Raw genomic sequence first — 12,773 nt, forward strand, 5'->3', positions numbered from 1 at the left:
TTTGAAATAGGAACAATTACGCGACTTTTTTGGCAGCCGTGTAATGGTAATACTTCTTATCAAAGTCAGAAGCTTTTAAGCCTTCCTTAGTGATAAGACCGGCCTTAAACCATTCAAAGTGCTCAGCGCAAAATCCCGCCTTGTCAGACTTCTTTTTGCAGCCTTCGCCGCAGCAGCGAGCCGACTCAAGGGAAACTACGTTATTCGGGATTTGTTTTTCAAATTTTTTGTCAGCCATTTTGTGACCTCCAGTTGAAATCTTAAGCTGGTTGAATGTCTTAAGACATAAGACTTATCGGAGGCCACTAAACGGACTTTAGTACTTTCCTAGAAACCCTCTGAAGGTCTAGGCGGATCTCAAAATGAGATGCTTTTAAAGCATTAGATGAGTTTTAAGAAGCGACCTAGGTCCACAGGTTTTGAAAACAAATATCCTTGGCCAAAACGGGCGCCCAAAGTCTCTAAAACCAGAGCTTCTTCGTTATTTTCAATACCCTCAGCAATGATTTCAATATCCATGGCGTGGGCTAAGTGGATAATAGAACTGACGACCGCTTTTGATTTGGGATCGTTCAAGATCTTCATCACAAAACAACGGTCGATCTTCAAGAAGCTAATAGGCATTTGAGTCAAATATTGAAGGCTTGAAAAACCTGTCCCGAAATCATCAATGGAAATCGCGTAACCTTGATCATGACACTGTTTTAAAGCATCTAAGGCAATGGCTCCGTCCATCATGATTCTTTCGGTCATTTCCAATTTGATGTTTTTAGGTTGAAGATCATGTTTTTCACGCAAGTCTTCAAGGTTGTTCACGAAATCGGAATGAGTGAACTGGCGACCTGAAATATTAATGCTCATCATGAAGTCGTCGGCCATTTTTTCTTTTTTATTCAGACGAAGCTGATCTTGAACGGTGCGCAAGTCCTTCAAAGCCTGGTTGATAATCCAGTGACCGATCGGGATGACCATCGACGAGTTTTCAATGACGTCGATAAAAAGATTCGGAGACACCAGTCCATGCTGAGGGCTGTTCCAACGAAGCAAAGCCTCACAGCCATTGATTTGCTTTGTTTTTAAATTCACGATGGGCTGATAAAAAAGTTCAAACTCTTTATTTTGGAAAGCTTGGAAGATTTGATTTTCAAGTTTGATTTGATCTAAGGCCGTTTGAGTTCCATCATCGCCCGCACCCGAGTTATCAAACTCCACATCGGAAATTTTTGTCCCAGCCGGTGTATTGATGTTTTTACGACGAAGGCGTTTTAATAAAACACGCATCAGAAGTTGAACGACTTTATCTGCGGTGGACACGCGTTCTAAGACTTGCTGCTTAGTTACGATAGCTAAGCGAACATCTTCTAAAGCTCGTACAGAGGCCGAGCGGTTTTGATTATCAATCAGTGCCATCTCGCCAAAGATTTCACCTTCACCTAAGATAGTTAAAGGGATGTCTTCTTTATCTTTGCTAAGGTAGATCAGCACTCGGCCTTTTTCGATGATGTAGGCGCAGTCTCCTGCATCACCTTCGCTAAATATGATCTGATCCTTATGTATGTCGACGGACTGAGTTGCTGAATTCATAGACTTTATTCTAGAGGCTTCAGTGAAGATCAGACAAGTCCAGCTGATTCATTTGATTGAGCTTCCATCCCTTAAATTCTGGTTTTACCAGAACTGAAAAATGAATGGCGCCCAGAGGAATCATCAAGTGATTCTTCATCAGGTAATCCGCCCCCGCAAGACACCATTTTTTCCGTTCTGCCGGTTTCTGTGCTTGGGAAAGCGAGGACAAAATCTTTTCGTATTCGGCCGAGTTGATCCGGAGATAATTTTCCGGGCTCCAAGGAGCGAAAGTCTCTAGGGCCGACAAGCAGGTGGGACGGTCTGGAGAGACGCCTTTCCTAAAAATGGCTGGTGGATTATGTTGCAACACTTGCAAGAACACCTTGTTCTCTTTGACTTCAAGATGGGTTTTCAACTGCGCATTTTTGCTCCATTGGTTCTGGAGCCATTCGGTCGCACGTTTATGGTCTTCACCACCCAAAGCCGAAAACATCAGTGTGTAGGTCTTAGAACTCTTCATCTTTGGAACTTTGGAAAGATCATAATCAAAACAAGGAGCTTTTTCTGGAAACCAAGAGTCGGGAAGTCCAATGCAACCCGGCTTTCCCTCGGAAGAAAAAATCTTTTGTAACTCCGTATAGTTCAAAGAGTAGGTGAAAGCCTTACGTGTGTTTTCATCACCTGAAAGTTCCGGACCAAAACCCAAGTAATCCAGGCGAGTGACCGGGTACCAGTAAAAGTCTTTGCGTTTTTTATAAGTGGGGATGAAGAGGGTCGGAAGGCGACGTAAAAACTGCAACTCGTTCTTTTCATAAAGCTGCAAAGCCACCGTATCTTCTTCGACAAAAAGAAATTCCACGACCGGACGCTGGGGATGTCCTAACTTATAAAGTCGGTTGGGTTCAAGAACGAGCTTTTGCCCCTTTTTCCATTCTTTGAGTTTGTAAGGGCCAGAGTATGCCGTCAGATTTTCTTTGGTTGGTGCCAGTAAGAAATTCGAAAGATTGTAGTCAAAATCAGAGTCTGGATTTGTAAATTCAAACTTCAAAGTCAGTTTGTCCGGGGCACTTACGCCCAACTTTTTCGCGTCGATTTCACCTTTGTAAAAAGCCTCGGCATTTTTGATTTTAAAAAGTAAATCCGCACGTGAGATCGCATTTTTAGAGGTCAGAATTTTAATATAGGTTCTTAAAAAATCTTCAGAAGTCAGCGGGGAACCGTCGCTCCACTGCAAATCGCTCTTCAGAGTGCAAGTCAGCATCGTTCGTTTTTTATCGCGCTTACAGCCTGTGCCTAAATCAGGAAGAAGTCCCTTTTGATCGTCGAAAGAAAAAATATTGCGATAAAGATTTCCCAAAACATAGCTGGAAGAAGATGTGCGCTGTTTGTTGGGATCCAGTCCGCCGGGTTCTGTTGCTAAGTGCAGGCGAAAAACTTTTTCCGAAGCAAAAGCGGGAGCACTCAAAAGAAGAAACAAAGCTAAGAAGTAATTCATGCTCTTTAGTCTAACCACAATTAATTGGAAAAAGAAGAAAAGAAAAAGGGCTCTTTCGAGCCCTTTTTTTTGAAAAACTATTTATCTAGTTCCATTTTTGCAATTGTTTGCAATTGCATGTTTGTCGTTCCTTCGTAGATCTGACCGATCTTAGCGTCACGCCAGAATTTCTCGACAGGATATTCTTTAGTGAAACCGTTACCACCGAACAAGTCGATAGCTTTAGAAGTGATCTTTTCAGCGGCGCGAGAAGCGTAAAGTTTCGCCATCGCTGCGGCTTCAATGAAATCTTGGCCAGCGTCTTTCAAACGAGCTGCATTGTAAACCATCAAACGAGCGGCTTCGAGTTCAGTGCGCATTTCTGCTAGTTGGAATTGAACGCCTTGGAAGTGAGCGATAGGTTTGCCGAATTGCTCACGGCCTTTAACGTAACCCAGAGCTGCTTCGTAAGCGCCTTGAGCGATACCGATCATTTGTGCGCCGATACCGATACGACCTTCATTCAATGTTTCGATCGCGATTTTATAACCCTTACCAACTTCACCTAGCACGTTCTCTTTAGGAACTTCGCAGTTTTCAAATAGAAGTTCGCAAGTGGAAGAAGCGCGGATACCTAGCTTGTCTTCTTTCTTACCAACTTTGAATCCTGGGAATGATTTTTCAACGATGAAAGCTGTGATGCCTTTGTAGCCTTTAGCCATATCGATGTTTGCAAACACGATAAATACGTTAGCCTCTTTACCGTTTGTGATCCAAAGTTTTGAACCATTCAAAACCCATTTGTCGCCTTTGTCTTCCGCTTTCAATTTCAAAGCGAAAGCATCAGAACCAGAAGAAGATTCAGACAATGCGTAAGCGCCAACCCAGTTGGTTGCCATTTTGCTCAAGTATTTTTCTTGTTGAGCGGGAGTTCCCCATTTAAGGAACGCATTTGTCGTCAAAGTATTTTGAACGTCGACAAGAACAGAAACAGAACCGTCAACGCGTCCGATTTCTTCAACAGCCAAGCAAGCCATTGTAAATGTTGAGCCAGCGCCACCGAATTTTTCCGGTGTTTCAATGCCCATCAAACCCATTTCGAAAAGTTTTTTAACGATAGCAGGATCCATCTCTGCTTTTTCGTCCATGTGTGTCACATGAGGTTTGATTTCAGATTCAGCAAAAGCTCTTACAGCGTCTCTAAACGCAGCTTCGTCTTCAGAAAGCATTGTCAAAGCTGGACGAGCATTAGTTACGTCAGACATGGTCCCATCTCCATTCATATAGTTAAAACAGTGGGAAGAACGTATCCGCTTCAAAGAATTTATTCAAGGCCTTGGAAAGACGAGAGCTTTTCTCTTAACAAGCTGTGTTACACTGTTTGCACTTTAATTGGGCAAGTGATTCGACACACTAGACAAGGGTCTAGGTGTGATTTAGCGTGAGGTGATATGGATTTCGTCGAGATTGGCGCCAAGATTGGTATTTATTTTATCCCGTTCCTTTTTGCACTCTGTTTTCACGAGTATGCACACGGTTGGGTTGCGCGTCGTCGCGGTGACAACACTGCAGAAATGATGGGTCGTCTGACGATGAACCCGATTGCGCACATGGATATGATTGGAACTTTGGTGCTTCCGATCATTTCCATTGTTTTAGCGACACCGATTTTCTTTGGGTGGGCAAAACCGGTTCCAGTGAATGAGCGCAACTTGAAAAATCCCCGCGTGGATATGTTCTGGATTGCTCTTGCAGGTCCTCTTTCGAATATTCTTTTGGCGATCGTGGGCTCCACGTTGATTGCCATCGTCGCGAAGTATTTCTTGGGCGCTTCTTATGCAAGTGGCCTGATTGAAATTCTAAAAACTTTTATTGTGACGAATCTTTTCTTGGCGTTCTTTAACATTCTTCCTTTGCATCCTTTGGATGGAGGAAAAGTTTTAGCGCGTTTCCTTCCAGCGCAATTAAATTACAAGCTGGAACAAAACGAACACATCACAAGTATGATTTTGATGGCTTTGGTATTAACAGGAGCTTTGCGTATTCTCGCCATCCCTGTTTTCTGGAGCTATAACAATCTTGTCGGTCTTGCCTTAGGGGGCTTTGGTATATGAGTTCTGACGTGGTTCAAACCCCACCACCTGCACCAGTAAAAAAACTGCGCGTCATGTCTGGCATGCGCGTCACCGGTCGTTTGCACATCGGTCACTATTGGGGTGCGCTCCAAAATTGGCTGACTCTGCAAAATGACTACGAATGTTTTTTTGGTGCGATGGATTGGCATGGAATGACCACGGCCTACAAGTCACCCAAAGAAATCACGCCATGGACTCGTGAAATGGTGGCGGAATTTTTAGCTTGGGGAATCAATCCTGAGAAGGCGACGATTTTTATTCAAAGCCGCGTGCCTGAGCACTTGGAACTTTTCATGATTTTTTCAAACATGGTTCCGATGGGCTGGCTTGAGCGCGTGAATACATGGAAAGACGCTATTGAAGAAATGAAAGCCAACGACACTCACAACTTGGGGCGCTTTGCGTATCCGGTTTTGCAAGCGGCAGATATCGCTATCTATCGCGCTAACGCCGTTCCCGTCGGGGCAGACCAGGTATCGCACTTAGAGTTAGCGCGTGAGTTGGTTCGCCGCTTCAATCATTTATATAAAGCGAAATTGCCAGAGATGAATCCTCTATTGACAGAGATTCCTTTGGTGCCGGGTCTTGACGGTCGTAAGATGTCGAAGTCTTACGGGAACACTTTGTTCCTCACTGAAGACACAGAAAAAGATTTGAAGAAAAAAGTAAACTTGATGGTCACGGATCCTGCGCGCGTTCGTCGCGAAGATCCAGGAGAACCGACGAAGTGTTCGGTGTATGGCTATCATAAACTCTATTCATCAGCCGATGATATCGCCTGGGTGGAACAAGGATGTCGCACAGCAGGAATCGGTTGCGGAGACTGTAAAGGTCGCTTGGCTGCCAACATCGAAAAACTTTCGGTGGGCCCAAGAGAAAAGAAAAAAGAATTGTTGAATAATCCAGGTCAGCTTGATTCAATCATCGACGCTGGATGCGACAAAGCGCGCAAGGAAGCCCAAAAGACATTAGAGATAGTTCGTTCCAGTATGAAATGGTAGAGGGGATCCAGTTTCATGAGTATTACAGTTCAGTTGCCTAAATTTGAAGGACCGCTGGGGCTTCTTCTTTATCTTATCCGTAAAGAAGAGATGGACATCATGGATATCAAAATCCATGAGATCACCAAGCAGTATCTTGATTACATCAAATTGATGAAGGAATTGGATCTTGAAGTTGCCGGCGAATTCGTCGCCATGGCTTCCACGTTGATTCAGATCAAATCCCGCATGCTTCTTCCTCAATACGATGAAAACGGTGAGGTTGTAGAGGCCGAAGATCCACGTAAAGAACTGGTTCAAAAACTTTTGGAATATCAAAAGTATCAGGAAGCGGCGAAGCTTCTTTACGAGCGCCCCTTGGTTGGTCGTGATGTGTGGTTGCGCGGAACTCGTGAATCTTTAGATGAAAAAGAAGAAGAGATTATCTTAGAAGAAAACGCCCTGTTTTCTTTGATCTCGACTTACCGAAAAGTTTTGCGTTCCGTTAAAAAGAAAGTCCATCAAGTAGCAGCGAAAGCGCAATCTATCGCCAGTCGCGTATTGGAAATCAAAGACCGTTTGATCGTAGGCCAGCGCCTGACGATGATGGAATTGGTGACGGCGACAGAAGATCGCGCGCGCCAGGCTTTGATCACTTTCTTGTCATTGTTAGAACTTGGAAAAATGGGTTTTGTAGGTCTTTACCAGACAGAAGCTTACGCGGATATCTGGGTGGATGCGAAGAAACCAATCGAAACAGACGTTTTGGCCCGCGTGGAAGAATACGATTCTATGCGTGCGGATCAAGTCGCTGAAAAGATGATGGAAGAATCCAAAAAAATTCAGGAGGACGAAGAGTTCCTTCTGACAGATGCAGAAGATAAGTTGGAAGAAGCCAACCCGCAAATGCAACTGGGCTTTATTGAGGATGGATCCTCTGCTGAAGCTACAGAATCAGGTCTAGATATCGCCACGGACGACGAGATCCTAGCAATGGAAAACGAACTATTTAAAGACGACGCAACGGAAGTATAAAGATGGCGAGAAAAAAGAAAAATCTTGAAGCACCAGTTGAAGCAGAAGCTGAAACAGCAGTCATGGAGGCGGAAGTAGAAGCCGCTGAAGTGGATACTGAAGCCGAAGCAGTTGAACTTTCTGAATCTGAAAACGAAAATGCGTTCGAAGACATGGAGCTAGACGGTATTGAGTCCGATGCTTCGGTCTTTTTAAATGAAGAAGAAGAGTCTGAAGGTTTCCTTCCAGAAGCCAGTGAAGACGAAGTGGCAGAAATGGAAGCGGAAGCTTCTGAAGAAGATGAGGTTTCTGTTGAGGGAACTGAACTTGATAATTTTGATTCTGCCGAAATCGAGGAAGTTGAATTCGTTGAAGAAGAGCGTCTTGAAAGTATCGTGGAAAGCGTTCTTTTTGCCAGTGACCGCCCGGTCAGCTTAGCGTCTTTAAAGCTTCTTTTTAAAGGTACAAACATCCGCGGTGATAAAATCCGCAGAGCTTTGGATCAATTGGCGGTGGAATACGCCGGTGGACGTCGTGGTGTGACTTTGGAAGAAGTTCCAGGTGGCTACCAGCTTCGGACTAAAATCGACAACATGGAATTCCTAAAACGCACTTTGAAAGCTCGTCAATTCAAGCTTTCAGGTCCGGCGTTGGAAGTTCTTTCTATCGTGGCTTACAAACAACCGACAGTAAAAGCCGAGATCGACGAGATCCGCGGTGTTGAATCGGGCCACTTGTTACGTGCGTTGATGGAAAAGAACTTGGTCAACTTCGAAGGTAAATCCGAACTTCCGGGTCGTCCTATGCAATACGGAACGACAAAAAAGTTCCTAGAGATCTTTGGTCTTCGTTCGATCAAAGAACTTCCGACTTTATCCCAAATCGACGAATTGTTGCCTGAAGGTATCGACGAGCAACAAGCCGAAGAAAAACCTACCTTGGCTTCTATCACAGATTCTATGTCTGAAACTTTCGTGGGTGCTTACTCACAAGGTGAAGACGAGTTGATGAAGATTCAAGAACAACTGGAAGACATCGCGACGACAACAAATTTCTTTGAAGAAGAAAAACGTCGTCAGGCAGAAAAACGCGATCAAGAACGCGCGCAAAACATCCGTGATGCTTTGGCGTTCGGCGAGCCGGTTTCCACTCGTGATGCGAACTGGTTGAAGAAGTACGATGAAGCCTTGGCGGCAGGTACGACTTTGGTGGCGATGGCGGCTGATAAAAAAGCGAACTTTATGAAATCAACCCCGGGTTCAGCGGAAGGTGCTTCAGCAGAAGCGTCTGAAGGTGATAGTGTTGAAGAAGCACTGATTGCAGAAGCTGCGGCAGAAAATGAAGAAATGAGCGCCGACGGAGAGACTGAAGACGGCGAAGTTTCCGAAGAGCTTGCCGAGGCTTTAGAGTCCTTCGACAACGATGAAGATATGGACGAGGCTTCTGACGATCAACTTTTTGCTGACAGCGATGAAGAGTCAGCGGAAGATGAGGAATTGCCATTCCTAGGAGAAGCTGATGACATTGACGAAGAAGGGGATGCTTCCGTTTAAGGTTTTATTAAGCCTTTGGATTGTCTATAACATCTTTACTATGTTCGTAATGCCCAATGTAGGAGCCTACTTTGGGCGCGTGACCTCAAGATTTATCACGCCCTACGCAAACACCGTGGGGCTGAATGCCAGCTGGAATTTCTTTTCTCCAGATCCTGCCCACACTATGTATGTTCGCTACACGATTCGTTACTCCGATGAAGAGGGTAACGATATCCAAGAACCTGTCGACGGTTATTTCCCAGCCGAAAAAAACAAAGGTATTACCAGTGCTACAAGAAAGCGCGAACTCTATGCTATGCGCTTTATGGTGATTGAACCTAAGCGTTTGCGTGTTCTGTACGGACCTTGGCTGTGCAAGCAGTATCCGGGGGCGAGTTCTGTTGAAATGGAGCATGTGATTGAAACTGTGCCGCCATTAGATCAGGTTGTTTTCAGAAAAGACGAAACGCTGAAGGATCTTTCTCAAGAGCTGCAGTACGTGCGTGAATACTATTCTTGCACCGGCGGTGCGGATGAGGAGGCTTTATGATTAAAGCGTCTTTTAAAAACTTGTGGCAGAAATGGGATCACTTTTGGTTTGCTCCGCAGAATCTTTTAGGCCTGGCGTACATGCGCATCCTTCTTTGCGGGACGATGGTGTATCTGTATGCCGTGCGCTCCTTTAATTTGGGTTATTATGGCGATAATGCCTGGATTCCGCGTTCCATGGCGTTAGAGATCATGCCGGATCTGTATCGTCCGCTCTTCTTGTGGGCGTTCTGGCCGGACTCGATGAATATGATCATGCACTCGTTGTTGGTGGTGTTCTTAATCCTTCTGACCTTGGGGATCGGCGGACGCTGGCTGATGTGGGCAGCCTGGATCATCAATGCGGGCTTTATTCAGCGCAATTATTCCGTGAACTTTGGTGCTGATATTATCGCGGCTTTGTTTTTATTTTATATGTCCTTCACGCAGTCTTGCGAACGTTTGAGCGTACTCAATTTGATCCGTAAGAAAAGCACGTTTAAATCTTCAGACACGATCAGCTCGATGATGATTCGCATGATGCAAGTGCAGATTGCAGTTCTTTACGCTTACACGGGTTGGGAAAAACTCAAAGGCGGAAGCTGGTGGGACGGTACGGCGCTATGGAGTGTGATGGCGAACCCGCAAATGACGACTTTTGATTTTTCATTCTTAAGAAGCATTCCGTGGGTGATTCCAGTGATCGCTTACTTGACGATCATTTTTGAGATCTATTTCCCGGCAATGGTGGCTTGGCCCAAGACGCGCAAACTGTGGTTGCTTCTAGGAGTGTTCTTTCATGCGGGGATTGGAATCTTTATGGGGCTCGGTCCCTTTGCGACAACGATGGTGTCGACGTATTTCCTTTTCTTGGACCCTCTCATTTTGGAACGCGCGCTGAAAGGGCCTAAGCACCTTTTTGCGTCTCAAAACTAGATTTATTTAATTTCTGGTCCAAGTCTTCCGATCCCTCATATATCCTGGATAGGTGGGGGATCTATGAAATCTATAGTTCAGGGAGCAGCTTTATTAAGCCTTACTTTGCTAGCGGCTTGTTCGCCCATTGAAGGCAATTCCTTGCTTACAGATCAAAAAGACGATCCCTCCACGCATGCGGTCAGCAAAGAACCTAAGTCGGAAGAATTATTCTTAAAAGTCGATAGCCCTCAGATCAGCGCGACGGCAGGGCAAACCAGAGCCGATGTCTCTGGGGAGTGTTATGTGTCTACGTATCCGACCCATCGTATTTATTTATTAAACGGTGGTTCACAAATGCCTATCATCGACATCAATACCGGAAGTAATATCGCGAGCTGTAAGAACGGCCGCTTTAATTTCTCTTTGAATCTAGGGGCTATGGCTTCGGGGCAGTATTCATTGAAGATCATCATCTATGCTTATGATGCCAGCGGAAGCTTGGTCGTGAATGAAGTTCAAGGTCAATCCACTCTTCGCGTTGTGAAGCCTTAAAGAATCAGATTAAATTCATTACGAAGTTTGTTCTTCGCTTCTTGATCCTTGGTCTCAAGGATGATTGTGTCTTTCAATCTTAAATCCCGAATAAAGTCAGCACGACGATTTAATGGAATTGAATTGGCGGTGACCGTTGAAAAGGCCGAATTAAACGGCGTTTGCAGCAGAGTTCGCTCCTGGCGTTCGCTTGAACTTAAAGTTTCTAAGATCTCTAAAACCAATTCTTTATTCGGAGAGTTCACGGGGATTGCGGCCCCCCAGACTAAAAGAGCACTGACGAAAGAAGTGGTGAGCTCTTTCGATTCCTGAGTCAAAGGTCCTTCCATCGCGCCTTCTTCAGGAAGATCCCGATTTAACTGATCCAATTGCAAAGTCAGAACTTTCTTTTGCGCCACTTCGTCAAGCAGGCCTTGTTCTTTCCAGAGTTGAAAATGTTTCAGTAACAAATCTTCATCCGCTAAAAGTAAAAGGAAGGATTCGCTTTTGTTTTTTAAAAAGTCGGCGAAGCTTTCATGCTTTGAAGTTTGAATACCGGTCTTCATCCAATAGAACGGGAAAAAGTGAAATGCTCCCGTGGATTTAATCGAAAGAAAATCCGAAGCCACGCGGTTTTGTAACTGCTTACGAGTTTGCGCAATATCTAAAAGAAGATCTTGGTGAGCCAATGTATTGGCCCAGTAAGAGGGAAGAAAAATAAGATCTACTGCGGGGCTTGCCACGGTGTTAGCTAAAATCGCATCCCAATCACGAGTGATGGTGACTGAGAATTTAACATTCAGTTCGTCTTCAAGTTCTTTTCTGATTTCTAAAGGGAAGAAAACTTCGTCTGTGGTAAAAACTTGAATTTTCGTGGGACTGATAAAGTAAGACCTAGAAAGACCTTGGGGTAGAACTCCGTGAAGAAATCCTACCCCCATACAGATTAGAAAAAATAAGGTCCAAAGAATCGCGTTTCTAATATGAAGTCCAGCTTCCGCGCCAGTCGGCGCTGCAGCCTCCTAGGCTGTCGCCTAGAAAGCCTCGTCGAAAGCAACCGCACCGCTCACACCCACTTGGTAAGCAGAAACACGGCGTTCGAAGAAGTTTGCAAGCTCTTGCATGTCTTGAAGCTCCATGAACGAGAATGGATTTTTCACGTTGTAGCGTGGAGCAATGTTCAAGCTTTCAAGGCGTTGATCGGCGCAATACTCAAGATATTGGCGCATATCTTTTGCTGAAAGACCTGCAACACCCAGGTGAAGAACGTCATTAGCGAAGTCCATTTCACACTCGATAGCGTCTTCAAGCATTTGCACAACCATGTCTTCCATTTGTGAATTGAAAAGATCTGGTTCTTCTTTGCGAGCTGTTTTAATAACTTCGATCGCAAAAGCCATGTGCATAGACTCGTCACGGAACACCCAGTTTGTACCAGATGCTAGACCCGCAAGAAGACCTTTTGAGCGCAAGAAGTAAACATAAGCAAAGGCTGCATAGAAGAACAAACCTTCCACGCAAGTTGCAAAGCAGATCAAGTTCATCAAGAAACGACGACGATCTTCTTTGGTTTTTAGCTCGTTCAACTCGTTGATAGAATCAATCCATTTAAAGCAGAAATCGGCTTTCTTCTTGATAGAAGGAATGTTTTCAATCGCCGAGAACGCTTCCGCGCGCTCATCTGGATTTGGGATGTAAGTGTCCAACAAAGTCAGATAGAACTGAACGTGCAAAGCTTCTTCATAAAGCTGGCGAGACAAGTACATACGGCCCTCAGGAGAGTTCACGTGTTTGTACAAGTTCAACACTAGGTTGTTACCAACGATAGAGTCACCTGTTGCAAAGAAAGCCACGAGGCGAGAGATCAAATGTCTTTCCGCTGGAGTCAATTTTGTGTGCAAGTCTACAAGGTCTGTAGAGAAATCAACTTCATCTACAGTCCAAGTGTTTTTGATCCCGTTTTTGTACATTTCGTACATAACAGGGTATTTCATAGGGCGTAATGTAAGGTTAAAACCTGGATCTAAAATCATAAAAACGTTCTCCGATGTATTTACGCTCCCTCGTCCGGAGGGAGCTGGTTCAGCTACGG

Annotated in this window: 13 protein-coding genes; 7 read left to right on the forward strand and 6 right to left on the reverse strand. The window is 44.8% G+C overall.

Features of this window, described 5'->3' with window-relative positions; translation table 11 throughout:
- Positions 1-16 precede the first annotated feature (16 nt).
- The 4 genes from AZI85_RS13465 to AZI85_RS13480 all read right to left on the reverse strand — a co-directional run bounded on the left by AZI85_RS13465 (position 17) and on the right by AZI85_RS13480 (position 4,305).
- On the reverse strand, positions 17-238 hold the full coding sequence (locus AZI85_RS13465) for a hypothetical protein (protein ID WP_063244553.1): 222 nt from the start codon (positions 236-238) through the stop codon (positions 17-19).
- A 143-nt stretch (positions 239-381) separates the two neighbouring features.
- Positions 382-1,584: an EAL domain-containing protein gene (locus AZI85_RS13470; protein ID WP_063244554.1), complete on the reverse strand. Its 1,203-nt coding sequence runs from the start codon at positions 1,582-1,584 to the stop codon at positions 382-384.
- Between the two features lie 19 nt (positions 1,585-1,603).
- Positions 1,604-3,061: a peptide ABC transporter substrate-binding protein gene (locus AZI85_RS13475; protein ID WP_063244555.1), complete on the reverse strand. Its 1,458-nt coding sequence runs from the start codon at positions 3,059-3,061 to the stop codon at positions 1,604-1,606.
- 77 nt (positions 3,062-3,138) lie between these two features.
- Positions 3,139-4,305, reverse strand: a complete 1,167-nt coding sequence (locus AZI85_RS13480; protein WP_063244556.1) for an acyl-CoA dehydrogenase — start codon at positions 4,303-4,305, stop codon at positions 3,139-3,141.
- Between the two features lie 186 nt (positions 4,306-4,491).
- Between AZI85_RS13480 and AZI85_RS13485 the strand changes: the two genes are divergently transcribed.
- From AZI85_RS13485 to AZI85_RS13515, 7 genes are all read left to right on the forward strand, one after another.
- Positions 4,492-5,154 carry a site-2 protease family protein gene (locus AZI85_RS13485; protein WP_063207160.1) on the forward strand — a complete coding sequence of 221 codons (663 nt, stop codon included), beginning with the start codon at positions 4,492-4,494 and terminating at the stop codon, positions 5,152-5,154.
- Positions 5,151-6,176 carry a tryptophan--tRNA ligase gene (gene trpS, locus AZI85_RS13490; RefSeq protein ID WP_063244557.1) on the forward strand — a complete coding sequence of 342 codons (1,026 nt, stop codon included), beginning with the start codon at positions 5,151-5,153 and terminating at the stop codon, positions 6,174-6,176. The genes AZI85_RS13485 and trpS overlap by 4 nt, the downstream gene beginning before the upstream one ends.
- A gap of 15 nt (positions 6,177-6,191) precedes the next feature.
- On the forward strand, positions 6,192-7,190 hold the full coding sequence (locus AZI85_RS13495) for a segregation and condensation protein A (RefSeq protein ID WP_063244558.1): 999 nt from the start codon (positions 6,192-6,194) through the stop codon (positions 7,188-7,190).
- Positions 7,191-7,192: 2 nt separating this feature from the next.
- A complete protein-coding gene (gene scpB, locus AZI85_RS13500) occupies positions 7,193-8,722 on the forward strand; it encodes an SMC-Scp complex subunit ScpB (RefSeq protein WP_063244559.1) in 1,530 nt (509 codons plus the stop codon).
- Positions 8,688-9,254 carry a hypothetical protein gene (locus AZI85_RS13505; protein ID WP_253720991.1) on the forward strand — a complete coding sequence of 189 codons (567 nt, stop codon included), beginning with the start codon at positions 8,688-8,690 and terminating at the stop codon, positions 9,252-9,254. Before scpB ends, AZI85_RS13505 begins: the two co-directional genes overlap by 35 nt.
- Positions 9,251-10,168, forward strand: coding sequence for an HTTM domain-containing protein (locus AZI85_RS13510; protein ID WP_063244561.1), 918 nt, complete (start codon positions 9,251-9,253; stop codon positions 10,166-10,168). The genes AZI85_RS13505 and AZI85_RS13510 overlap by 4 nt, the downstream gene beginning before the upstream one ends.
- Positions 10,169-10,231: 63 nt before the next feature.
- A complete protein-coding gene (locus AZI85_RS13515) occupies positions 10,232-10,702 on the forward strand; it encodes a hypothetical protein (protein WP_063207175.1) in 471 nt (156 codons plus the stop codon).
- Here the strand turns inward: AZI85_RS13515 and AZI85_RS13520 are convergent.
- Both AZI85_RS13520 and AZI85_RS13525 read right to left on the reverse strand, forming a co-directional pair.
- Positions 10,699-11,622: a hypothetical protein gene (locus AZI85_RS13520; protein ID WP_063244562.1), complete on the reverse strand. Its 924-nt coding sequence runs from the start codon at positions 11,620-11,622 to the stop codon at positions 10,699-10,701. The two genes, AZI85_RS13515 and AZI85_RS13520, sit on opposite strands and share 4 nt — an antisense overlap.
- Before the next feature lie 93 nt (positions 11,623-11,715).
- Complete coding sequence (locus AZI85_RS13525; protein WP_063207180.1) at positions 11,716-12,714, reverse strand: ribonucleotide-diphosphate reductase subunit beta; 999 nt, start codon at positions 12,712-12,714, stop codon at positions 11,716-11,718.
- Positions 12,715-12,773: the final 59 nt, after the last annotated feature.

The sequence above is a fragment of the Bdellovibrio bacteriovorus genome (assembly GCF_001592755.1).
Taxonomy (GTDB): Bacteria; Bdellovibrionota; Bdellovibrionia; order Bdellovibrionales; family Bdellovibrionaceae; genus Bdellovibrio; species Bdellovibrio bacteriovorus_E.

Coding starts and splice junctions, on each gene's coding strand:
- AZI85_RS13465 (WP_063244553.1), bottom strand. CDS start 238: ATGGCTGACAAAAAATTTGAAAAACAAATCCCGAATAACGTAGTTTCC.
- AZI85_RS13470 (WP_063244554.1), bottom strand. CDS start 1,584: ATGAATTCAGCAACTCAGTCCGTCGACATACATAAGGATCAGATCATA.
- AZI85_RS13475 (WP_063244555.1), bottom strand. CDS start 3,061: ATGAATTACTTCTTAGCTTTGTTTCTTCTTTTGAGTGCTCCCGCTTTT.
- AZI85_RS13480 (WP_063244556.1), bottom strand. CDS start 4,305: ATGTCTGACGTAACTAATGCTCGTCCAGCTTTGACAATGCTTTCTGAA.
- AZI85_RS13485 (WP_063207160.1), top strand. CDS start 4,492: ATGGATTTCGTCGAGATTGGCGCCAAGATTGGTATTTATTTTATCCCG.
- trpS (WP_063244557.1), top strand. CDS start 5,151: ATGAGTTCTGACGTGGTTCAAACCCCACCACCTGCACCAGTAAAAAAA.
- AZI85_RS13495 (WP_063244558.1), top strand. CDS start 6,192: ATGAGTATTACAGTTCAGTTGCCTAAATTTGAAGGACCGCTGGGGCTT.
- scpB (WP_063244559.1), top strand. CDS start 7,193: ATGGCGAGAAAAAAGAAAAATCTTGAAGCACCAGTTGAAGCAGAAGCT.
- AZI85_RS13505 (WP_253720991.1), top strand. CDS start 8,688: ATGACATTGACGAAGAAGGGGATGCTTCCGTTTAAGGTTTTATTAAGC.
- AZI85_RS13510 (WP_063244561.1), top strand. CDS start 9,251: ATGATTAAAGCGTCTTTTAAAAACTTGTGGCAGAAATGGGATCACTTT.
- AZI85_RS13515 (WP_063207175.1), top strand. CDS start 10,232: ATGAAATCTATAGTTCAGGGAGCAGCTTTATTAAGCCTTACTTTGCTA.
- AZI85_RS13520 (WP_063244562.1), bottom strand. CDS start 11,622: ATGGGGGTAGGATTTCTTCACGGAGTTCTACCCCAAGGTCTTTCTAGG.
- AZI85_RS13525 (WP_063207180.1), bottom strand. CDS start 12,714: ATGATTTTAGATCCAGGTTTTAACCTTACATTACGCCCTATGAAATAC.